Source organism: Alkalihalophilus sp. As8PL (genome assembly GCF_040939795.1).
In the GTDB taxonomy this organism is placed as follows: Bacteria; Bacillota; Bacilli; order Bacillales; family Bacillaceae_D; genus Alkalihalophilus; species Alkalihalophilus lindianensis.
On record NZ_CP162551.1, the window covers coordinates 578,109 to 599,783 of the forward strand.

Annotated in this window: 28 protein-coding genes; 11 read left to right on the forward strand and 17 right to left on the reverse strand. The window is 38.5% G+C overall.

The features are described 5' to 3' along the window. The 3 genes from AB3N04_RS04360 (at position 1) to AB3N04_RS04370 (ending at position 2,176) form a co-directional block, all read left to right on the forward strand. A complete protein-coding gene (locus AB3N04_RS04360) occupies positions 1-750 on the forward strand; it encodes an ABC transporter permease (RefSeq protein ID WP_368504888.1) in 750 nt (249 codons plus the stop codon). After that, positions 743-1,699 (forward strand): ABC transporter substrate-binding protein, encoded by a 957-nt coding sequence (locus tag AB3N04_RS04365; protein ID WP_368504889.1) that lies wholly within the window; start codon positions 743-745, stop codon positions 1,697-1,699. Before AB3N04_RS04360 ends, AB3N04_RS04365 begins: the two co-directional genes overlap by 8 nt. A 135-nt stretch (positions 1,700-1,834) precedes the next feature. After that, positions 1,835-2,176 (forward strand): zinc ribbon domain-containing protein YjdM, encoded by a 342-nt coding sequence (locus AB3N04_RS04370; RefSeq protein ID WP_368504890.1) that lies wholly within the window; start codon positions 1,835-1,837, stop codon positions 2,174-2,176. Positions 2,177-2,235: 59 nt separating this feature from the next. Here AB3N04_RS04370 and AB3N04_RS04375 read toward each other — a convergent pair whose 3' ends face one another. From AB3N04_RS04375 to AB3N04_RS04405, 7 genes are all read right to left on the reverse strand, one after another. Then, complete coding sequence (locus AB3N04_RS04375) at positions 2,236-3,459, reverse strand: MFS transporter (RefSeq protein WP_368504891.1); 1,224 nt, start codon at positions 3,457-3,459, stop codon at positions 2,236-2,238. 188 nt (positions 3,460-3,647) lie between these two features. Continuing rightward, entirely contained in the window at positions 3,648-4,085 is a 438-nt protein-coding gene (locus AB3N04_RS04380; protein ID WP_368504892.1) for a pyridoxamine 5'-phosphate oxidase family protein, read from the reverse strand. 171 nt (positions 4,086-4,256) lie between these two features. Further along, positions 4,257-4,385, reverse strand: coding sequence for a twin-arginine translocase TatA/TatE family subunit (locus tag AB3N04_RS04385; RefSeq protein ID WP_368504893.1), 129 nt, complete (start codon positions 4,383-4,385; stop codon positions 4,257-4,259). A gap of 8 nt (positions 4,386-4,393) precedes the next feature. Continuing rightward, complete coding sequence (locus tag AB3N04_RS04390; RefSeq protein WP_368504894.1) at positions 4,394-4,699, reverse strand: hypothetical protein; 306 nt, start codon at positions 4,697-4,699, stop codon at positions 4,394-4,396. A gap of 102 nt (positions 4,700-4,801) precedes the next feature. Next, complete coding sequence (locus AB3N04_RS04395; protein WP_368504895.1) at positions 4,802-5,632, reverse strand: aldo/keto reductase; 831 nt, start codon at positions 5,630-5,632, stop codon at positions 4,802-4,804. A gap of 119 nt (positions 5,633-5,751) precedes the next feature. Next, entirely contained in the window at positions 5,752-7,524 is a 1,773-nt protein-coding gene (locus AB3N04_RS04400) for a M3 family oligoendopeptidase (protein WP_368504896.1), read from the reverse strand. Between the two features lie 36 nt (positions 7,525-7,560). Continuing rightward, a complete protein-coding gene (locus AB3N04_RS04405; protein ID WP_368504897.1) occupies positions 7,561-8,034 on the reverse strand; it encodes an RDD family protein in 474 nt (157 codons plus the stop codon). 215 nt (positions 8,035-8,249) lie between these two features. Between AB3N04_RS04405 and AB3N04_RS04410 the strand changes: the two genes are divergently transcribed. Continuing rightward, positions 8,250-9,182, forward strand: a complete 933-nt coding sequence (locus tag AB3N04_RS04410) for a manganese-dependent inorganic pyrophosphatase (RefSeq protein WP_368504898.1) — start codon at positions 8,250-8,252, stop codon at positions 9,180-9,182. 49 nt (positions 9,183-9,231) lie between these two features. On the opposite strand, the gene AB3N04_RS04415 is transcribed toward AB3N04_RS04410, so the two are convergent. The 3 genes from AB3N04_RS04415 to AB3N04_RS04425 form a co-directional block, all read right to left on the reverse strand. Beyond that, positions 9,232-9,447, reverse strand: coding sequence for a WYL domain-containing protein (locus tag AB3N04_RS04415; protein WP_368504899.1), 216 nt, complete (start codon positions 9,445-9,447; stop codon positions 9,232-9,234). Between the two features lie 142 nt (positions 9,448-9,589). After that, the gene (locus tag AB3N04_RS04420; RefSeq protein WP_368504900.1) at positions 9,590-9,979 is read right to left on the reverse strand and encodes a CrcB family protein; all 390 of its coding nucleotides are present in this window, start codon (positions 9,977-9,979) and stop codon (positions 9,590-9,592) included. Between the two features lie 3 nt (positions 9,980-9,982). After that, positions 9,983-10,390 carry a CrcB family protein gene (locus AB3N04_RS04425; protein WP_368504901.1) on the reverse strand — a complete coding sequence of 136 codons (408 nt, stop codon included), beginning with the start codon at positions 10,388-10,390 and terminating at the stop codon, positions 9,983-9,985. A 152-nt stretch (positions 10,391-10,542) separates the two neighbouring features. On the opposite strand from AB3N04_RS04425, the gene AB3N04_RS04430 reads away from it, so the two are divergent. Further along, positions 10,543-10,848, forward strand: a complete 306-nt coding sequence (locus AB3N04_RS04430; RefSeq protein WP_368504902.1) for a YusW family protein — start codon at positions 10,543-10,545, stop codon at positions 10,846-10,848. A gap of 140 nt (positions 10,849-10,988) precedes the next feature. On the opposite strand, the gene AB3N04_RS04435 is transcribed toward AB3N04_RS04430, so the two are convergent. Next, positions 10,989-11,624 (reverse strand): phosphatase PAP2 family protein, encoded by a 636-nt coding sequence (locus tag AB3N04_RS04435; RefSeq protein ID WP_368504903.1) that lies wholly within the window; start codon positions 11,622-11,624, stop codon positions 10,989-10,991. Positions 11,625-12,069: 445 nt separating this feature from the next. On the opposite strand from AB3N04_RS04435, the gene AB3N04_RS04440 reads away from it, so the two are divergent. Then, entirely contained in the window at positions 12,070-12,309 is a 240-nt protein-coding gene (locus AB3N04_RS04440; RefSeq protein WP_368504904.1) for a hypothetical protein, read from the forward strand. Positions 12,310-12,489: 180 nt separating this feature from the next. Here the strand turns inward: AB3N04_RS04440 and AB3N04_RS04445 are convergent, their stop codons facing one another. The 5 genes from AB3N04_RS04445 to sigK all read right to left on the reverse strand — a co-directional run bounded on the left by AB3N04_RS04445 (position 12,490) and on the right by sigK (position 17,405). Beyond that, positions 12,490-13,557, reverse strand: a complete 1,068-nt coding sequence (locus AB3N04_RS04445; protein WP_368504905.1) for an SDR family oxidoreductase — start codon at positions 13,555-13,557, stop codon at positions 12,490-12,492. 29 nt (positions 13,558-13,586) lie between these two features. Further along, positions 13,587-14,384, reverse strand: a complete 798-nt coding sequence (locus AB3N04_RS04450) for an alpha/beta fold hydrolase (protein WP_368504906.1) — start codon at positions 14,382-14,384, stop codon at positions 13,587-13,589. A gap of 342 nt (positions 14,385-14,726) precedes the next feature. Continuing rightward, positions 14,727-15,329 (reverse strand): DUF1541 domain-containing protein, encoded by a 603-nt coding sequence (locus AB3N04_RS04455; protein WP_368504907.1) that lies wholly within the window; start codon positions 15,327-15,329, stop codon positions 14,727-14,729. Between the two features lie 109 nt (positions 15,330-15,438). Beyond that, the gene (locus AB3N04_RS04460; protein ID WP_368504908.1) at positions 15,439-16,506 is read right to left on the reverse strand and encodes an acyltransferase family protein; all 1,068 of its coding nucleotides are present in this window, start codon (positions 16,504-16,506) and stop codon (positions 15,439-15,441) included. A gap of 191 nt (positions 16,507-16,697) precedes the next feature. Next, positions 16,698-17,405: an RNA polymerase sporulation sigma factor SigK gene (sigK, locus tag AB3N04_RS04465; RefSeq protein ID WP_368504909.1), complete on the reverse strand. Its 708-nt coding sequence runs from the start codon at positions 17,403-17,405 to the stop codon at positions 16,698-16,700. A 275-nt stretch (positions 17,406-17,680) separates the two neighbouring features. Between sigK and AB3N04_RS04470 the strand changes: the two genes are divergently transcribed. Genes AB3N04_RS04470 through AB3N04_RS04490 form a run of 5 tightly spaced genes read left to right on the forward strand, consistent with a single transcriptional unit; the run spans position 17,681 to position 21,160 of the window. After that, positions 17,681-18,421: a cytochrome c biogenesis CcdA family protein gene (locus tag AB3N04_RS04470; protein WP_368504910.1), complete on the forward strand. Its 741-nt coding sequence runs from the start codon at positions 17,681-17,683 to the stop codon at positions 18,419-18,421. 18 nt (positions 18,422-18,439) lie between these two features. Continuing rightward, positions 18,440-18,982: a redoxin domain-containing protein gene (locus AB3N04_RS04475; protein WP_368504911.1), complete on the forward strand. Its 543-nt coding sequence runs from the start codon at positions 18,440-18,442 to the stop codon at positions 18,980-18,982. Between the two features lie 35 nt (positions 18,983-19,017). After that, positions 19,018-19,698, forward strand: coding sequence for a response regulator transcription factor (locus AB3N04_RS04480; protein ID WP_368504912.1), 681 nt, complete (start codon positions 19,018-19,020; stop codon positions 19,696-19,698). Continuing rightward, positions 19,688-20,779 carry a sensor histidine kinase gene (locus tag AB3N04_RS04485; protein ID WP_368504913.1) on the forward strand — a complete coding sequence of 364 codons (1,092 nt, stop codon included), beginning with the start codon at positions 19,688-19,690 and terminating at the stop codon, positions 20,777-20,779. The genes AB3N04_RS04480 and AB3N04_RS04485 overlap by 11 nt, the downstream gene beginning before the upstream one ends. Before the next feature lie 27 nt (positions 20,780-20,806). After that, complete coding sequence (locus AB3N04_RS04490) at positions 20,807-21,160, forward strand: hypothetical protein (protein WP_368504914.1); 354 nt, start codon at positions 20,807-20,809, stop codon at positions 21,158-21,160. Positions 21,161-21,209: 49 nt separating this feature from the next. Here AB3N04_RS04490 and AB3N04_RS04495 read toward each other — a convergent pair whose 3' ends face one another. Next, positions 21,210-21,599, reverse strand: a complete 390-nt coding sequence (locus tag AB3N04_RS04495; protein WP_368504915.1) for a DUF302 domain-containing protein — start codon at positions 21,597-21,599, stop codon at positions 21,210-21,212. Positions 21,600-21,675 lie beyond the last annotated feature (76 nt).

Here is a 21,675-nt window from a genome sequence, read left to right on the forward strand (position 1 = left end):
ATGGTGAAAAAATACCTAGCGCCTACTCTCCTCCTGCTCCTTCTTTTTGGGATGTGGGAGATGATTGCAGTCCTAATCGCTAAACCTTATCTCATTCCAGGTCCAGTGGCCATCTTTCATAAATTGATAGAGCTTAATTCTACGCTAATGTTTATTCACCTCCCTGCCACTTTAGAGGTCGTTCTCATAGGACTAATGATCTCTACTGTGGGAGGTGTGAGCGTGGCAATCTTGATGCATCGTTTTAAAGTCGTCGAAAAAGCGCTCTATCCCCTGTTAGTCGTTTCACAAACGATCCCAATCATTGCACTTGCTCCTATCTTTGTGCTTTGGTTTGGCTATTCGATCTGGAGTAAGGTAGTCGTTACGGTCTTAATTACGTTCTTTCCGATTACAGTCAATACTTTTGATGGCCTTAAATCAACGCCAAAAGAGTTACGAGAATTATTTTTGACAATGAAGGCCAGTCCGGTTGCCATGTTCTTTAAGCTCTATGTCCCTTCTAGCATGCCATCCTTTTTATCAGGCATGAAAGTTGCGATCCCGTTAAGCGTTGTCGGAGCAGCTATTGGAGAGTGGCTTGGCGCTGAAGCTGGTCTTGGTTATTTCAGCAGACGGATGATGACCCAATTTGATGGGCCAGGTGTATTTGCTCCGATTGTCTGGCTCTCTTTAATAGGCATGACTGGATTTTTACTGATTACACTACTTGAACGATATTTATTACGATGGAGGAATCAACATGACTAAATTAAAAGGACTTGCTTTCTTTCTATTAAGCGCAGTTTTGCTCACAGGCTGCGGGGCTTCCAATGAAACAAACGCAAGTGATACAGACTCACTAGATGAAGTAAACATTATGCTCGATTGGTATCCAAATGCTGTTCATACCTTTTTATATGTTGCGATCGAGAATGGCTACTTTGAGGAAGAAGGACTTGACGTTAACATTATCTTCCCAGCCAATCCAACTGATCCAATTAATCTTACCGCAGCAGGTGAGCTTGATTTTGCGCTAAGTTATCAGCCTGATATTATCACCGCACAACAGGCAGGTCTCCCTATTAAAGCAGTGGCACCGATTGTCCGGAGTCCATTGAATCATGTAATGTTCTTGGCAGATAAAGACTTTAAGAGTCCGCGTGATCTTGAGGGAAAGACGGTCGGATATCCTGGCATTCCATTAAATGAACAAATTTTAAAAACAATGGTTGAAACGGATGGCGGAGACTTCTCAAAAGTAAAAATGGTCGATATCGGCTTTGAGCTTGGGCCTGCGATTATGACCGAGCGAACAGATGCTATTATTGGTGCCTATATTAACCATGAGTTCCCTGTATTAAAGCACGAGGGGTATGATATCAACTATTTGAACCCTACTGATTATGGCGTTCCGTCTTACTATGAATTGGTCCTGATTACGAATGAACAGATGCACAATGGACAATCAGAAACTGTTGAAGCGTTCTGGCGCGCAGCCGAGAAAGGGTATCAAACCATGAAAGAGGACCCCGAGGAGAGCCTTGGCCTTCTTTTAGCGAATCAAGAACAAGCAAACTTTCCTCTCATTGAAACAGTCGAGGAAGAAAGTCTTTCGATCTTGCTTGATAAAATGGAAACCGATCATGAAGCTTTCGGTGAACAAAGTGATGAACACTGGAGTTCCATTACAGAATGGTTAGAAGAAACAAAGGATTAGATTTATCATTTGCTTTCCCATTCCACGTTTAGTAAGACTTGAGGATTGTAGGCCTATCTTTATAGCTCCGACTATCTCTGCTATAATCAACTGAATTGTACAACCGATGCCCCTAGAGTTGGAGGAAGTAAAAGTATGTCAAATGTACCAAGATGTCCAAAGTGTGATTCAGAATATACATATGAAGATGGAAACCTTTTTGTATGTCCAGAATGCGCACATGAGTGGACGTTAGAAGCTGAGCCTGATAATGTTGAAGAGAATATAGTTATCAAAGATGCGAACGGAAATATGTTAACTGACGGAGATACCGTTTCCGTCATTAAAGACCTTAAAGTAAAAGGAACATCTTCTGTTATCAAAATCGGCACTAGAGTAAAGGGGATTCGCTTAGTTGATGGTGACCATGACATTGATTGCAAAATTGATGGACTTGGCGCTATGAAATTAAAATCCCAATTTGTAAAAAAGATTTAATTTCTATTTTCAGACGATTAACTAAGAGGCGACATCTTTTTGAGATGTCACCTCTTCTTTTAATTCGCTCCTTTTAAATGCTTCTGATTTAGAATAGAGAAGCTAAATGATAGGAAGAGAAAACAGGAAGCCAATATAAAGGCCATCCTGACTCCCCACATGTCCGTTAACACTCCTAATAACAAAACCGACACCCCAAAAGTAAGCAACTCTAGCGCATATTGAGCGGAGTAAACCTTTGGCAACTGATGATCATTCACACTTTTTTGGATCGTCGTTTGATGAGCGATTCCCTTTATTTGCTCCGTCAAACCAATGACTAATGAGAGAAAGAGAGCCATCCAAGTCAACATATTCAATGCGAAAAGGAAAGTAAGTAGACTAGTAGAGAACGTCCCCCATACAATAACGGAAGGCAATCGCTGATTCAAAAGCTTGCTGCCCCGTAAGCTCATCATCCCGCCGATGATTAACCCTAAAAAGAAACTAGCATTTATATAGCCCCACCACTGCTCGCCGACTTTAAGGACTTCCTCTACAAAGATATAGACAATTGCTGCCACCCACACTGCACTTGCTAAGGCTTCGATCACAGACATAACGGTCAGTGTTCGTACTGCAGGGGCTCTCCAAATGAAGAGCCACCCTTCCCTCACCTTCGTCCAATTTGTTTTTGATGGAGCTGTTTCCTCTAGTATTTCTCCTACACTAATGTCTCTTTCTTTAATGAAAAACATCAAGAAGCTAGCCATCACATAAAGACCAACTGTAAGAAAGACTACTTGATCGCTTCCAAGCAACACAAGTAACATTCCACCCATTGACCAGCCACCAAGTCTGATCGTTTGGTCTAGAATTGATAGGAAGCTATTGGCGTGCACGAGGTCATCTTTTGCGACCAATCGAGGAATCATCGCATTCCTCACCGGAGTTGCCCATCCATCAAGAAATGAAATGAAAAATACAATCATAAACACTAATGCAATGTTGAATTCGGGAAAATAAAAAACGACTAACATTGCTAACAGGCATAATAAAATGGCTTTACCAGTCTGCGAGTATGCTAGTATTCCTCTCAACGAAAACCGATCAATCACTAACGGAGCTAGCATTCCACTGATGAATTGGGACACTGTAACAAAAAATGGAATCAACGCCATGTAAGTAGCAGAACCGGTCAACTGATAAATCATTGTAATCAACGCCACAATATATAATACATCTCCAAGGTTAGCAAACGATTGCCCTAACCAAAGAAAACGAAAAGACGAGCTGTATTTCATTCCCCTATCCCCTTTAAAAGAACTAACCAATAGTCACTCTAATTTGGTATGAACTAAAGGAGAAAACCTACATTTAATCACCTCACATCTTCGAAAACAGAAACAAGACAAAACAAATACTTTTAAATTACCATGTAGGGATAGGGTGATCGAATACGCTCTTCTACAATGTTGCTAGTTTATGTCTCTTAAACATTGTATGACTGGTCTCTTACCACCAACGTCTCAGGCTTCACTCGAACGAGGATGGTATGCTCATTAAAGGTTTTAAAACGAGGATCCCATTTATCTTGATTTGGACCTAAATAACGTCTTAACAACCGTTCTGCTCTTTCCCCGTCAAATGGTTCAACGCTCGCTTTCCCTCTGAATCCGATATGAACGACTTTTCCAGTCACTTTTTCATAATCGATGATGCCGATAGCACATGTAGGGTTTTGTTTCAGTCTATGAGGAAAACGATCCGCAGATGTACTGCCAATTATCCAAATGTGTTCTTCTTCCCATAAAAACCAGACAGGAGAATCTTTAGGTACACCCTCCTCTACCGTTGCAAGATGGGCAAACAATGGCTTCGATAAGGTGTGTTCCATATCAACCGAGCCCCGATTACGAATGACTTTCATAAAGTTATGCCCTCCTTTATCACTCGATAACTTGTCCTAACTAAAACCTGTCTTCATGCCATTCACTTCCACAAAATGTGTATTCGACATATTCCGTTTATTTCCTTTAGTAAGAAGAGAATAATATGGGGAATGACATTATCTCTAAATGAAATCCCCCTTCCACTATCGTTAAGGAGCATCCGTTAAATCTCGAATATCAGTCGAACCAAACACGAGTAAAGCGATTAATACGCCAATTATAATTAATCCGGGAAAGCTGGCTCCATCAAATTGAGGTTGATTGCAAGGAGGTTGCATCTCTTGGTCTACCCCTTCCTATTTTTAGGCATTCTCTTTTTGATACCCTCATAAAGTTCATCAAGTGTTACGTCACCATTCTCTTTTAAAAATTCTCCCATCTCATCAGCCTTTGTATCAGCTAGTGTCTGATAAGCTCCAAGTAGAGAAACAACTATGACCGGGGACCCTCTGAACAACTCAACCGAATCCACCTTTAATTTCCCGCTTACAAGAAGGGCAGCTGCAATAAAGTCTAGGTTTTTCCCCTTCAATAAATCATTTAAAGTATATGCGTGTTGAAAAGGTTGTTGATTCGATCCATAGTAGTTCATCCTCACACCCCCCATTCTCACTATATGAGCCCATGGGCTAATGTGTTAAACAATTATACAAAAAGACACCTATTCCAAAGGAATGGTGTCTCTCTAGATCAATTAAAAATCAAAATTATCTGGATCTGGACCACAACGCTCATTTTTATTCAAAGCATTGATGCGATCCATATCTTCCGCTGATAATTCAAAATCAAAGATGTCGGCATTCGCAACAATCCGGTATTCTTTAATTGATTTTGGAATCGTAACCACTTTATTTTGAAGGTCCCAACGTAAAATGATTTGTGCAGGTGATTTTCGGTAAGACTCGGCAATTTGTTTAATCGTTTCATCTTCCAATAATTCACCTTGCTTTAATGGTGACCAAGCTTCAAGCTGAATGCCTTCCTTTTCACAATACTCACGAAGCTCTACTTGTGTGAGATGTGGATGATATTCAACTTGATTGACCATTGGCTTGATCTCAGCTTCTTTCAATAATTCTTCTAGGTGATGGATATGGAAGTTACTAACACCAATTGCACGTACTCGCCCTTCCTTGTAGAGCTTCTCTAATGCCTTCCATGTCTCAACAAATTTGCCATCAACCGGCCAATGAATGAGATACAAATCTAGATAATCGATGTCTAACTTTTTCAAACTAGCGTCAAATGCAGCAAGTGTCGTTTCATATCCTTGGTCAGCATTCCACACTTTCGACGTAATGAATAGTTCATCTCGAGAAACACCAGCTTCTTTAATCCCTTGACCAACCCCTTCTTCATTTTTATAAATAGCAGCTGTATCAATGCTGCGATAGCCACTTTCTATTGCATTTCGAACGGAATCAGCAGCCTCAGAGCCATCTTTCACTTTAAAGACACCTAGACCAAACCAAGGCATCTTTACACCATTATGTAATGTCGTTGTATCTTTTAAACTTGTTACCATTATGTCATCTCCTTCATATTGAATAGACCTCTTTTAATAGAACTCTTCTATTTTCCTACAATTCGGTCAATAATGACAAGTTTAATTTTCCATTCATTTAAAAATAAAAAAAGAGAAGCTTATTTACTCGCTTCTCCATTTTTTATTCCTTCGCTAATCTCCATAAATAATTTGATATCATCAAACACTTTCTCTAAACTCAATGTCCAAAACTCAGAGCATGTAGGATCCATCCCAGTATGCTTTTCTATAAGCTCTTCAACCGAAAGCGCAGATGCATCGATTAACATTTCATCAAATAACCCTCCTGGCCGCTCTGATTTCTCGAGGACTTTATAGAAACCGATACTTAATAAATGCGCAATCGTGTAGGGATAATGGCCAAATGGTTTATGAGTAAAGTAAAAATGACGTAACGAGGCCCAAAATGTTGGTTCATATGTATCAAAAAGATCGCCCATCACGTCTTTTTGGACATCTTCCATCAATTGATTCAACTCACTTGCTCTCACAAAACCATGCTTACGCTTTTCATAGAGTTCAACTTCAAACTGGTGACGGATAAAGCTATTTAGAATGGTTACCAAATCTCTTACAAGTTGCTGATTTAATAGATGGAGCTTTTCTTTTGGATCTGTTGCCGCCTCAATAGCTGCTCGCATCACAATCGTCTCTGTTAAAGTAGAAGCAAGTTCAGCCATGACCATTGGACAATCTTGTCGATACATAGGCAGCTCCTGCAACAATCGATAATGATAGGCATGTCCTATCTCATGAGCCAACACACCAACACTTTCAAGGTTCTCATGATAGTGCATGAAAATCCTTGATTCTTTATTGATAGGCATAGGCGCGCAGAATGCACCAGGACTCTTAAGATCACTAGGTTGGGCGTCCACCCAATTATCATTAATGATTTGTCGGGTAAACTCAGCTAGCCTAGGTTCAAAGGATTGGAGATGCTGCTCAATAAAAGCCACCCCTTCGTTAAATGGTACAACTTTTCCTTGTTGCTCTAATGCTAGAGGAGCAAATTGATCCGTCCATGATAAATCCGTTGCCTGAAACAAATCTTGTTTTTGCTTAATATAATCATAGAATGGCTGTCTATTCTCCAGTACCGCTTGCCACATCGCATCTAATGTCGTCTCTGATAATCGATTTGCATCTAATGATTCTTTTAAAAAGGAACCCCAACCACGTTCTTTGTACTGGGTCAATCGAAACCCCGCAATATGATTAATTGCTTTTGCACAAATTAGCGCTTCTCTCTCCCACTCCGTTTTCCACTGTTCAAATCCTTTTAGGCGGATATTCCGGTCCGACCCGTAGTAAATGAGTGCAGGAACATTTTGCGCTTTGACTTCCTTCCCATTCAATATAATAGAAATCCTACTAGCAGCTAGCTGATTCATCTCTCCCCATGCATGAAGTCCATCTGCTTGCAAGGACTTCATCGCTGCTTCAATCGAATCATTATTCAACTGTACTTGCTGATGACGTCTGCGATCGAGGAGTGTCTCAATGTCTCTTACTCGAGTATCTTGAAGGACGGCTTCCCAGTCCCTTTCTGAAGCACTGGCAAACAGTTGGTCTAACGTCGTTTCAAGCATTTGATAACGGCTATACACTTCATTTACAGAATGAAGCCAACCTGCTGCCTCCTCATTGGTCGTATCGATAGAATGTAAGCAGATTACGTATTCAAAGAGTTGATACCACTTTAGGTAAATGTCTTGCGCCTCAAGTACATTTTGGATAATATCTTCTTTGTTTGCTTTATGTCTATCAACTTCAAACATTGCCAGTCGCTGGTCTACTTCGTTTAGTTCCTTCTTGACTTCTATTTCTGGAAGACCCTTTGGGTCGATTGTTTCTAAATCCCACTTCATTCACTCAAACCTCCATTATGAAAATCATTTAAATGTCTATTTCACTAAATAGGTTTTGGTGATTTTTTCGTATATAGGTCGTTCTTTTTTGAAAAAGGACACAATCATAAACGGAAAAAGAATATACTTCAAGAGCTCACGGTACAGTAAGCGCCATACGCTTGGCTTTTCTGCTTTTTCATCGTAAACATGTAGGTCAACAATCATCATTCCAAAAGAACGACGTGCCCGAATGACATAGAGTAGATGCACACCAATAAAGACAATCGCCAATATTCCCCAATTAATCAAAAGTAAATCAAATTCATTTTGCCACACATAATACGAGAAACCAGCTGCATCATCATATGGAGATTGCGAGCTCACCATTAACCAAGAAGTCGTACCAGCAGCTGCTAAGATCATCACTAATGACAAAAATAAAAAGTCATAAAACGCAGCAAGTAACCTGTACCAACCATTTGCCCATTCATTTTTATTAAGCATTCTCTCTTTCCAATCAATGGCCATACACATCCCCCCTTACTAATCCTTCTTATAATAACATAATTTTCTAAATAATCACTTTACCTTTCTACGTCGCTCGCTTTAAAAGGTTTCATATTTTTAAAAAATCATGCATAAGCCCATGAGAGGATTGAAGAACCAGCACCTTTCATGTAAAATGAATCAGTGAGAATGAATGGCAATTACATACAAAAACTTGATAAAGAGGTGCCTTACTAATGAGTAACGAAAAAGTTTTAGTGTTCGGACATAAGAATCCAGATACGGATACGATTTGTTCTGCTCTTGTTTATGCAGATTTAAAAAGCAAATTAGGGATAAACGTCGAACCAGTTCGTTTAGGGGAAATCAATGAAGAAACTGCTTTCGCCCTTGATTTCTTTCAAGCTGAAAAGCCTCGTCTAGTCGAAAATGTGTCAAATGAAGTGGAGCAAGTAGCTCTTGTTGATCACAATGAGTTCCAACAAAGTGTGAGTGATATTGAGAGCGTGAAGATTATCGAAGTAGTTGATCACCACCGTATCGCTAACTTCCAAACAAAAGAACCTCTTAACTTCCGTGTTGAACCAGTTGGATGTACGACAACAATTCTTCATAAAATGTATCGTGAAAACAATGTTGAGATCACAAAGCAAATGGCAGGTTTAATGGTATCAGCTATTATTTCTGATTCATTATTATTTAAATCACCAACATGCACGGATGAAGATGTAGAAGCTGCAAAGAGTCTGGCTGAGATTGCTGAAATTAATCTTGATGAGTATGGCCTTGATATGCTGAAAGCTGGTACGAAGCTTGAAAATCGCTCAGCAAAGCAAATCATCTCCATTGATAGTAAAGAATTTCCAATGGGTGAAAAGTTAGTGGAAGTTGCACAAGTAAATACAGTGGATGTAGCTGAAGTGTTAGCAAGAAAAGAAGAAATTGCTGAGGAAATTAATGCTACGATAGAATCTAAAAACTTAGAAGTGTTCGTTCTCGCGATTACAGATATCTTAGAAGGCGACTCTACTATTTTAACGTATGGCAATGGTGTTACAAAAGTCGAAGAAGCTTTTGACGTTGCTGTTACAGAAAATACTGCCCTGCTTAAAGGTGTTGTATCACGAAAGAAACAAATCATTCCTGCCTTAACAAAAGCAATCAGTTAATATGCTTTAAGTAGAACCTTGCTCCGTAGAAACTGGAGCAAGGTTCTTTTTACTGAGCAAATCGCCTGACTTTGTTACTTACAGATAGAATATTGTCTAATTTGAATAATCGACGTTCTTTCCTCGTATAACAATACGCAATCACATGCTGGTCATTCATGTTGACAACATCAATCACTCGCTGTGTCACTTCTCCTTTTGCTGAAAGATAAATCATCTCTACTTTTTCCCTTCGTTCCATTGATCTTGTTAATAGCCCTTTCATTGTCTGCACCTCGCATTTATTTATCATTATTATATACGAACAAAAGTTCTATAATCAACTAAAAAAGAATACATGTTCGTATTTATTTTATGCTAAGAGAGCAAAATAATGACAAAAAAGAACAGTCAATAGATGACTGCTCTTAACTAGTAAGTGTGATCAACATCGAAAAACCGATCAAAAAGACGAGAATGGAGCCAATGATACTAAACCCTATGTATGCACTTAATTTTCTCCACTGTTTTGCTCTTAACAGCATGGATGCTTCTACGCTAAAAGTGGAATAAGTAGTAAAAGCTCCGAAAAAGCCAATCCCTACTGATAAGAATAGGGGATCTTCATAAGCTCCAAGAGGAATTTCTTGAAAATAGCCGCCCATAAATGCTCCGAGGCCAAAGGATCCAATGAGATTAACCACAAGCATAGCGACTGGAAATGGAGGATCTGGGTATCGTTTCATCATTGCTAAGCCAACGAGGTACCTGGTAATCGCTCCCATTCCACCACCTAGCGCAAGTAGAAGTAAATTCATGATCTAAAGACCCCCTTCCATTTTCTGGCGCGTCTTTGTTGCCAACCTAGTGGCTAATAAATAACCACCTAATGCAAATAAGATGCCTCCAAAAAGCGATAGAACGATATAGAAAATCGCATCCATTGGAGTACGACTGTAAAGGAAAATCGAATCAGCTGCGAACGTTGACATCGTCGTAAAACCGCCACAAAGCCCTACACCCAATCCTACTTTAATCCACTCTCTTGGTATAAAGACGACAAACCACGCAGTGAGAAACCCTAATAATAAGCTTCCGCCTAGATTCTCAATAATAGTCCCAAGAGGATAGCCCAATTCTAAAGTTAATACATTAAAGAAGTAGCGTAGAGACGTCCCAATTGCCCCACCTACGCCTATAGCAAGTATATTTTTATATGTACCGTTCAATCGTTGACTCTCCTCTCTTTCAATGAAACTTATTGTACAGTAAGTTGTTTAGAAATGATAAATAACGCCCCAGCTATTCATTAAAACCGCATAATCTCCCAGTGAATGTGTATCTTATACCCGAGAACACTTTAACTTGAGGAGGATTTTCGATGAAACTACGATTTTTATTGTGCTCATTATTAATTGTTGGTTTAGTAGCAGGTGTTATGACCAATGTCGGCTATGCAGCACCAAGCATTATGGATTTTGAATTAGAAATTGCCCTAAAAGATGGCAATAAATATGTTTTAGAGTATGAATTAAAAGGTAGTGCCATTGAAGCTAAGTATCAAGTTCCTGGTGAACCTGTCGTTTATGGTCAAGAAGCCGCAACTAAAGTACAAGATTTTATGTTTAAGCTAGCTCTAACCCCATCATCTAACCGTGATGAAGTAATTAACACTACTTTATCATAGCTTGGTTTAAACAAAAATGATGTAAAAGAATTTGAGCTTGAGTCTGACTTTGATAATGGTAACAGTTAGACATTGAGTTTAAAGGATAAAGAAATACTGAGAGCTCCTACTTTTATGTAGGAGCTCTTCATTTATTACGCTTATTCCGACTGTTTTTCGATCATGTATTGGTACACATAAATCGTTACATACAACCATAGTCCACTTAATAGACCCCCCCCAATGATATCACTGATATAATGAACTCCTAGATAAAGGCGGCTAAATGCAATCGTTACAATCATGGTTATACCAAAGACTATAACACTTACGCGTGCAGCTGCATGTCTTGTATGCTTCCAAAACAAAAAGATAATAATTCCATATAATGACATGGCAGCCATCGTGTGTCCGCTCGGATAACTAAAGCCCGCTTCATACACAAACGTTGATTCGGGCCTCTCCCTTTTAATCATCCATTTCGTAAAAGTATTAATAGCTGTCGACCCAATCATAACCGCAATAAAGAGAAACACCTCTTGCCATTTTTTATAGGTTAAGTAAATGATCATGATACATATAAGTGAAATAATAACCACCGGAACAATATCCCCAATAAAACTAAAAAATTGCATCGCAGCTGTTAATGATTCGGTATGAGTTGGAATGATCTTTTCTATTACATACCGATCGATCGTGGCTGTATACCCCATTATGACAACATAAGTGGTTACCGTAAAACTAAGTAGGATGAGAAAAAAAACAACCATAAAATGCTTATGTGAATGTGCTTGCATGTTTACACCTCAAATAGTGGATCATACCCAAACAGTTAGAGTAATCCAGTTTTGATTATCTACTCCTATACCCACTCATGCGTAAGATTGAACATGAGAAATGAACATTTCCCCTAACCGTTAAATAATGTTCATTGTTTTAATTTTTCAAAAATTTTTAAATAAAAAACCACTTCATTCCCTACTGACGCAATTGATAAAGTCAAAAATGCTAGCAAGGAAAGATTGTTGTTTACACCAAAGTGAATGGAGAAAGTACTTTTTTGTATTGATTTTCCATGAGTGAATTAAAATTTAAAAGCTGTAAACCATGCCTTCACCTGGTTTACAGCTTTTTGTTCATCACAAAATAAATCATACTTTATGCCCAGATATAGGTTTAACCTTTTTGCAAGTAGGGTACTAATTTACAGATACTAACCTATTATGCAAGAGGTGCTTAACTATGTTATCGATGATAGAACAGACAATTTTTAAAAGAGAAATCGAAAAATTATCTGAGGAATATTTAGCCTGCCCTAATGATCAACTTAAGCAACAAATTAAAGAAGAGATTATTCAATTAAGTTCCGTCCTGATGAAGACGGTTCGTATTAATCAACTTATTAATTATTTTTATTTTGAAAAGATATCTATCTCCACTAGCTTTAGAATTTGCAACATCTCAACTACATCTTTGAAATAACATCCTACCCATTCCCTACTAATTCGGAAAAGCTTCAGTACTCCTTCCTTCCAACATTCAAACTAACCTTTTGTACTATAGTCTCAATACTTCTAAGACTTGTTTAAAAATCTCCTCAACAACGACAAAAAACACCGGCAATTTGCAGTGTTTTAAGTATTATTACAGTTAAGTTAAATGTTATCCTTTTACTAATTGGGTTTCAAAATAAGCGTTCATAATCATTTTCACTGTTGCTTCAGACATATTTAAATGCTCTAAAGGCGAGCTCTTAATTAGATTTTGTGTGTTAGTGTCTTCAAACTGGATCGCTCCTGCTAAGTAATCATTAAATACATCTACCATACTATTTAATCTCTCTTCAGCAGGATTAAGTTCATAGTTGGAAGCATCCTCCACCACTGATAAATTATCAAATTGTAAAGCTTGCTTAAGCATGTTAAGGAGATCGATATTTTTTGGTGGATAAGGATTTGTAATATTATAAATATGGTTTCGCTCAGCTTCTGTTGCTGCAAGTGCTAAAATATCGGCTACATAATCAACCGGCACTAAGTTTGATGTCCCTTCTTTATTCGCAACTAAGCGATACGTCATCTCTTGACCTGCTTGACGTCTGTTAACCTTTCGTTTGAAAAGATCAAGGGCACGCATGAAGCCGTATAAAGTAAATTCCGAATCAGCTTCTCCAGTCTTCGAATCACCGACGATAATAGAAGGTCTGAATATGGAAACATCCATCTTATCAGCATAAGAGAATACGAGATGCTCGGATTTCACTTTACTTTCTTCGTACGGGTTATTGTAGGAGACGTCTGGATCGTATAATTCTTCAACACCTCTAGTTCGTTTTCCCACTGTATAGGCCGTGCTGACATAATGAAATGCTTTTGCTCCGATTTCAGTCGCTAACTCAAGTGCATGCTTCGTTCCCTCATAGTTAACCGCAAATAGCTCTTCTCGTAAATCCAAATCAAATTTCACAAGCGCAGCTAAATGGTAGAATGTATCCACCTTATTCATCACTGTTAATAAATCTTTAGATGACAACCCACAAGATGGCAGCGTAATGTCGCCTTTTATGAGATGGATACGGGCTTGTTCTTCAGGTGTGAAAGTGGATTTGATACGCTCTCCTTTTTCAACATTCCGTACAAGAACATAGACGCTATGTGAAGAGTTGCTTACTAGATTCTTTATGAGCTTACCACCTAGAAAGCCTGTAGAACCCGTTAAAAAAATGTTCATTTATCTATTCACTCCATTTGTGTTTGTCATTAAGAAATCTTCCTGACCTTTTCTACTTGATCAAGTAGAAACGATACGGAAACCTCGTTAAACTTTCGGTACTTTTCAATGTTACAAAGGTGACCACATTTTTTAAATGTAATCATTTGCGCATTGGGATCGGTTTTAATATCATCTTTTAACGTATCAATAAAAAAGTGATCTTCGCTTCCGGAAATGTATAGTTTCTTTATATGCGAGGCTTTTTCTTGAACCTTCGTATAGGTTGTTTCAATCGTTTGTACCGCATCATACCAACCCATAAAGTTCTTCCTCTTCATTTTAACAGCTTCGCGAATGAAGCTATCTCTTGATTTTTTGTGATTTGCTTTTGGCATCATAATCTGAGCAAAAAGCTTGTAGATCCATAAATGCGGTGTGAAAGGTTTGATGAGCTTACCAAATGTAAGCAACGCTTTTGAGGTCAAATTAAATCTTGTTACCGTACCAGCCATCACGACACTATTCACGCGAGCAGGAGTGTCTTGTAAAATTTGATGAATAATAATCGTACCTAGAGAAACCCCAACAAAGTGAGCTTTTTTCACACCTAATTGATCAAGTGTTTTTACCACTTCTCGCGCAGCGAGTTGCCATGAAAATGACTCATTATATGAATCAACATCAGCTGACTCCCCGTGTCCAGGCAATTCAATCGTAATAACATTAAAATGTTCTTTATATGATTTAAGTTGTAGATTGAAAATTTTTGAGTTCCCACCAAATCCATGAATGAAAACAACATCTTCTAAACTACTATCTTTTTTATGAATGGTATAATCTAACACTTTTTAAAACACCTGCTTCCTCATACATTCCCCTATTATAAAGGCATTCAGAGAGTCTGTCACGTCGAGACCTGTCGAACGAATGTAGAAGGTGACGAAGGATGAGTGTAGCTATGCGCTCGAGTTAAATTAAGAACATTGTGTGAAAACTTGTTGTTTTTGTACAAGCCCTATCAAGGACTTCCATTCGCTCTGTGTCGGTTTCCACACTCTTACATTTATTATATAAACAATTACCAATATCCAATATTCGACTGGCTACACTCAAACTAGTATTTCATTTTAAAACACTATATTAAGAAAGAGATAGCCGCATTTAATCGGCTATCTCTCTCCTATTTATTACTCATCCATCTCTGATAATTCCTCTTCTGTGACCCACTTATGATTTACAACTTCTTCACCACTATCAGTCAACGTGAAATCAACCATATAAACAGTTGTTTCCTCAGCTGAGTCGATGACTGCAGTAGCTCCTTGCATTCCCTCCATATGGTCTGCCTCAAGAGTTACCTCGTCTCCAGCTTCAAATGGTTCCTCATTTGCTTCTTCAAGCTCTTCATGTATGACCCATTTATGGTTTTCTTCTCTTGGTCCACCATCAGTTGGATCGTAGGAAACGGCATATACCATCGTGTTATATGCCCCAACAATGGTTGCCTCAGCACCTTCCATTCCTGGCATATGTCCATCTATGATCATGGCTTGGCTCCCAACTTCATATGTTGGATTCTCTGCTTCTTCTAAACCATCAGGCACTTCTCCTGAACTAGAGTGATCCATATGAGCATGTTCATCCATTTCAGAATGATCCATCTCAGCACTTTCCTCCGAATCCGTATTCATTTTCTCATCTGGATTAATATCCTCGGCGTCACCACAAGCAGACAGCGCCAATGCTGTTGCTAAGGTCATGCTTCCTATTACTATTTTTGCTTTCTTCATCCCTTACCACCTCTACCTTTCTAAGTTCTTAGATTCCATTTAAGTTTACACCGAAAGCTTTCTTCTAAAAGATTCAATCTTCCTATTCCTTTTTATCTGATGAATTAAACTACCTACCCTTTTCTCGTGATAAATCTGAGTCGTTTGGAACCATCAATTGCTTTCCAATGATATACTTACTGACTTTCACCTTAGATAAGAGCTTGGCTAGTATGATGGATCCTCCTACAGCAACCATATAGACGAAGATGAAATAGAGGAGCGGATTGAGAAAATCAATCGTTGGCATCAAGTATAAAATGAACTTGTGTATGAGATAAATGTTAAACGAATATTTACTAATGATTTTTATAAAAATAGGCACCCTGTCAATTGTCATCGTTAGAACAATAATTACAAAAATCATACTCATGGTGTAGAGAAGCATGTCCACTCGTTTGGATGAGACGACATGCAAGATGTCTGTAAGCACTAACACGACAATGAGCGTGATTGATAGAAACGGCAGAAGTAAGATTTTTTTCTTATTTTCAAAAAGCTTCTCCTTTAATACCTCGAAGTTTTTACCACAATAGTACCCTAACACAAAATAGAAGATCCACCCTAGAAAGGGAACCCAATAGCCTCTTAACCAAATATATTCGGCTGCTGCATTATTCATAGGCTCGGTAAAATTAAAGAAACCTAGATACAATACATTTATTGCAAAAGCAATAGTCAATGCTATTTTTGGAGACCAGTTTCTTAAATACTTTTGCAGTAATACGTGCAAAATATAAAATTGAAAAATGATTAAAATAAAATACCCATAATATCCTCCTAGAAAGATGTGCACAAAGGCTTGACGTAAGCCCTCTTGCCAGGAATCAGAGATAAGAAAGGCAAATAGGATACCAATGGAGATAAAAGGGATAAGCAAGAACTTGATTCTTTTTTTGAAAAAGCCTTGTGGTACATAGTTTGGATAAGATCTTGCTAACAAAAGTTCTGATAAGAAGACAAACGCTGGTGTACCAAAATACGCCATGAATCGAATTAAGATCAATAGATGCTCTTCAAGTTGATTGGCGCTATATTCATAATTAGCAAGCGTTGTATCAACTGCATGAGTGGTTGCTACAGCTAAGCATGCGATCGCTCTAATCCAAAATGCTTCATTGATGAATTGTTTACTCAATTAGGAACACTCCCAGGGATTTCTATACCAAATTTGCTTAAATTTATTCTTCCCTTAAATGAAAGAAGATATAAGGTAGCCTTAATCCTCATACCCAAATGAATTAAGGGTTACCCTGGTTTTTATTTGGAAACCATCCGTAACAAGTCTCGAAAATAGCAAAAACAGCCGGCACACGCCAGCTGTTCTCCCTAAACCTTTCCTTGACTATGCTTATAAAATTCATGAAACAACTTCATCAATGCCCGCTTTTCAATCCTAGAAACATAACTCCGGGATATTCCAAGTTCCTTAGCGATCTCACGTTGCGTCCGTTCTTCTTCCATGTCAAGTCCGAAGCGGCCAACGATCACTTCTTTTTCACGATCATCGAGTACATGAATATATTCGTAAATTTGCAATTTCTCCATTTTCGTTTGGATCACATCGACAATATCATCGGCGTCTTCTTGTAAAACATCAATAAGAGAGATTTCATTGCCTTCCTTATCCGTTCCAATAGGGTCATGCAGAGAGACGTCTTTTTTGACTTTCTTTAGTGCGCGTAGGTGCATGAGAATTTCATTTTCAATACACCTGGCTGCATAGGTTGCAAGCTTCGTCCCTTTCCCATCAGAATAGCTCTCAATTGCTTTAATTAGACCAATCGTTCCAATCGAAATCAAATCTTCTGTGTCCTCTCTCGTGTTTTCAAACTTCTTAACAATATGGGCTACAAGTCTTAAGTTATGTTCAATAAGCAGGTTTCGTGCTTCTGCGTCCCCTTCTTGCATCAGCTTTAAGTATTTCCGTTCCTCATCTTTTTTTAATGGCTGCGGAAACGCATTGTTCTTTACATAGGAAACAAACACAATCACTTCTTTAACAAAATAAGAAAGTGCCGCTAGCATTCCAGACACGACCTCACCCCCAGATATCTCGTTTCTTTATTCATATGTCGAATTGGGCTTGGCCGTGTCTGTACACACAGTATTGAATTATGTAATTTTCAGCTTAATCGTGGCTTTAGCGCAATTTAATGCACCATCTGTGACAATCCCTTGTGAAGATTCCTCAAAAAGTGAAATCATTCTAGGTATTTTCATCATATTTTCATAAAAGGTTGCTAGAGTGATTACTGGGTCTCTGATGTAGAGATTGTTTTCAAATGAATGAACAGAGGTGACATGTTGATATGGATTTAGTGCAAATTACGGTGTGGGCCGCTTTTCTTGCTGGCTTTATTTCTTTTATCTCACCGTGTACGCTACCACTCTTCCCGGTGTATCTATCCTATATTACTGGAATGAGTGTAAAAGAACTGCAGACAAACAAAAGCCAAAAGGTACGAAGACGATTAATGCTTCATAGCTTCTTCTTCTTAGTAGGTGTATCATCCATTTTCTTTGCACTTGGTTTTAGTGCAACATTTTTTGGTCAATGGCTTGAAGATTTAATTATCGGAAGAAATGGTAATCTCGTTCAGCAGTTAGCCGGCATTTTTATTGTTGTGATGGGATTATTTGTTGCCGGTATCATTAACTTTAATTGGCTGATGAAAGATCGCCGGCTTACTATCGGTAAAAAACCTGCAGGATTTCTAGGAACAACTTTTGCCGGTATGGGATTCGCTGCTGGTTGGACTCCATGTATTGGACCAATATTTGCATCAATTTTAATGCTTGCTGCAAGCAACCCATCAGAAGGTCTTCTCTACACCGTTTTCTACATACTTGGTTTCACTTTGCCATTTTTTGTGTTGACGTTCTTCATTGGTTCTACACGTTTTATAGTGAAATACAGTCAGCCAATTATGAAGATTGGTGGTTCACTAATGATTTTAATGGGCGTATTACTCTTCACTGGGAAGATGACCGATATTTCGATTTTTATTTTACGAATGATCGAAGGAACATGGCTTGAGAATCTTGGTTAAAAGAAAGGGTGTAAAAAGATGAAGAAGTGGTTTGTTTTTATAATATTGTTTGGAATGATTGGATGGGTACTCTACGACAATAGTGAATGGCAGTCTAAGCAAACAACTAAATCTGCCCCGGAAAGTACAGACGCTGAAGTTGGGTTAAAAGAAGGAAATATTGCACCTGATTTCACGCTAGACAACCTCGATGGCGGCGAGATGTCATTGTCTGATTTTCATGGGCAAAAAGTATTCATTAACTTTTGGGCGACATGGTGCCCTCCTTGCAGAGCTGAGATGCCTCACATGCAAGAACTCTATGAGGAAGAGGATATTGAGATCTTGGCGATAAATTTAACTGAAACAGAGCCTGATGTCGAACAAGTCAATCGTTTTCGAAATGATTTTGACTTGACTTTCCCTATTTTATTGGATCACGATGTATCAATAGCTGAGTTGTATCAGATCCAACCAATCCCTACGTCCTACTTTATTGATTCAAATGGACGAGTACATAGTGTGGCTCTTGGTGCATTAACCAAAGAAATGATGGTTCAACGGATTGAGGAAATGGATTAGAATAAGAGTTAACTCTTAATTGAAGGTGATAACCAATGAAACAACTTGTATTAGTCGTAGAAGACGATGATATGATTCGAGATCTAATTAAAATCTATTTAGAAAAAGAAGGATATGAGGTCGTGATCGCAACCGATGGTGAGGAAGCAAAACAACAATTCACTAAACATTCTCCCTGTCTTGTGATTCTTGATTTAATGCTTCCAAAAATCAGTGGTGAAGAGGTTTGCACATGGATTCGGGACCAAGAGCGGAATGAAGTTTCGATCATTATGGTGAGCGCTAAAACGAGTAGTGACCAAAAGATAACGGGTCTTCGAATGGGCGCGGACGATTATGTTACGAAGCCGTTTAGCCCAAATGAATTAGTAGCGAGAATAGAAGCTGTATTACGCAGAGGCGGGCAATTCTGTCAAAAGATTAGTCACCAAGGATTAGTCATTAAACCAAGAAAAGGAGAAGTATCACTAAACGGTGAGATGATCTCTTTAACGAAATATGAGTTTAATTTACTTTATCACTTTATGGAAAACCCAAATGTTGTGTTGTCTAGAGAGCAATTAGTGAAGCAAATTCATCCGCATGATGAAACGGATATTCTAGATCGAACGATTGATGCCCATATTAAAAAGCTACGAGAAAAAATTGAAGATGAACCGAAGAGACCAAAGCGAATCGTGACTATACGTGGAATGGGGTATCAATTTGTTCAGTAAGCTACAACGTAAACAGGGTAAGGCCCCAAGCATCATTATTCCGATCACATTGTTGAATGCTGGGATCTTAACAGTCTTTCTTCTGATAAGTAGCTACCTTATTTATTCAACCGCTTGTTTTCTTGTAGCAAGGTTGCCAACCGTTCAAGTAGATAAACAGCTTATTTTCAATGAACAACTTGCTCTCTTTTTATGGGTCCTGCTACCCTTATCCATTGTTATTGGAGGCGTCCTTCATTACGTAATTACAAAAAGAATGTTCAGACCACTTAGGGAACTTGTGAAGTTTACAGCAGCGCTAAAAGAAGGACATTTCCCACCAAAAATCAGCACACATTCTTACGATGAGATCAATCAATTAACCACAACATTTAATGATTTAACAGAAAGGCTGAAGCATAATGAGGACGCAAGAAATCAAATGCTAACAAATATGGCCCACGATTTACGTACCCCTCTTTCAAATATTAACGGATACCTTGAAGCGATGAAAGATGGGGTTATTAAAGGGGACGAGAAGCTTTTCTACTCACTTCATAAAGAATCTGAACGACTGATTCATATGATTAATCAGCTTCAAGAAATGAGCAAATGGAATGAGATTTCCACCCATATGATGCTTGCAAAAGATCATGTAGATATTAAACCCGTGATAGAAAAAAGTCTTTCTTTATTTGAATTAACATTAAAAAATAAAGACATTCCGCTAGATATTGAACTTTCCAGTGAAAAGATTTGGTTGAACAATGAGGGGATCCAACAAGCAATCACTAATCTCATCCAAAATGCGATTCAATACTATGAGGGATCCTCTAATATTCGAATAACAGGGGGAGTGAGGGAAAACATGTATCACATTTCCATCACTAATCCAGGCGCACCCCTTTCGAATGAAGCTCAAGCATCCTTATTTGAACGCTTTTACCGAGCAGATTCGGCTCGTAATCAAAAAACAGGTGGCACTGGCTTAGGTTTAGCGATTGTAAAAGAAATAATTGTGACGCAGCATAACGGAGAAATTGGTGTTCACTCGCACAACAACAATCACACTTTTATGATTTCACTACCCCTTTCACAATGAAATAATGAACAAAAAGAGGTGTAAAACATGCGGGTGTATTACGATGAAATCGATGGCCACCTTTACCCTAAGCTGCTCATTGTGCCAGCCACTACTGATAAGCTGAAACCTTCCTATCAACTAGACATTCCTTTTGAACGGTTTCATGTGGAAGATTTTCACGATGAGTTTAAAGGATTAACCATAACCCTTGGAGAGCTAATACGTGTAGCTAATCATGAGACAACTTTCTCGGTCCATATCCCCTCTGTGCGTACATTCTTAACACAACGATACGGAAGCGATCAGCATTTAGAAAATCTCGAGCATTTCGTTATACTGATTGATGACTTAGAAGAGCTTCTACAAGTTGATGTTCGAAAATGGCTCAATAGCGATTAACATGGAAAAGAGCGACAAGGAATGAATCTTGTCGCTCATTATTCTATATTTATCCACTTACTGTTTGATTCATTGCAATCGTTAAACGCTCTTCAACGTCCTTTGCATGACTTGTTAATTCCTTATCTTCTAGTGCTGAGATTAAATGAGTTGGTTTAGGCATTCCAATCTTCGTCACACCCTTGTCTACGTAGACAACCATTTTACATGGCAGGAAATATCCAGCAAGTAAATCCCTTGAAAGAACATCCTTCGCCACTTTCGGGTTACAAACCTCAAGTACACGAAAGTCCTCATCGAACGTTTGTCCTTTTTCTTCTAACTTGGAACGTAAATCAAAATCCCATAGCACACCAAATTCTTGCTCTTTTAAGTTTGTTACTAATTTTTCAACTGCTACGTCAATTGAATCAGGTGATTTTACTGTTACATGGAACATTTGAAAGCCTCCTTATTGTTAGGTGATTAATACCCCTATATCTATATAACCCACTGTGCGAACGTTTAAACATTTT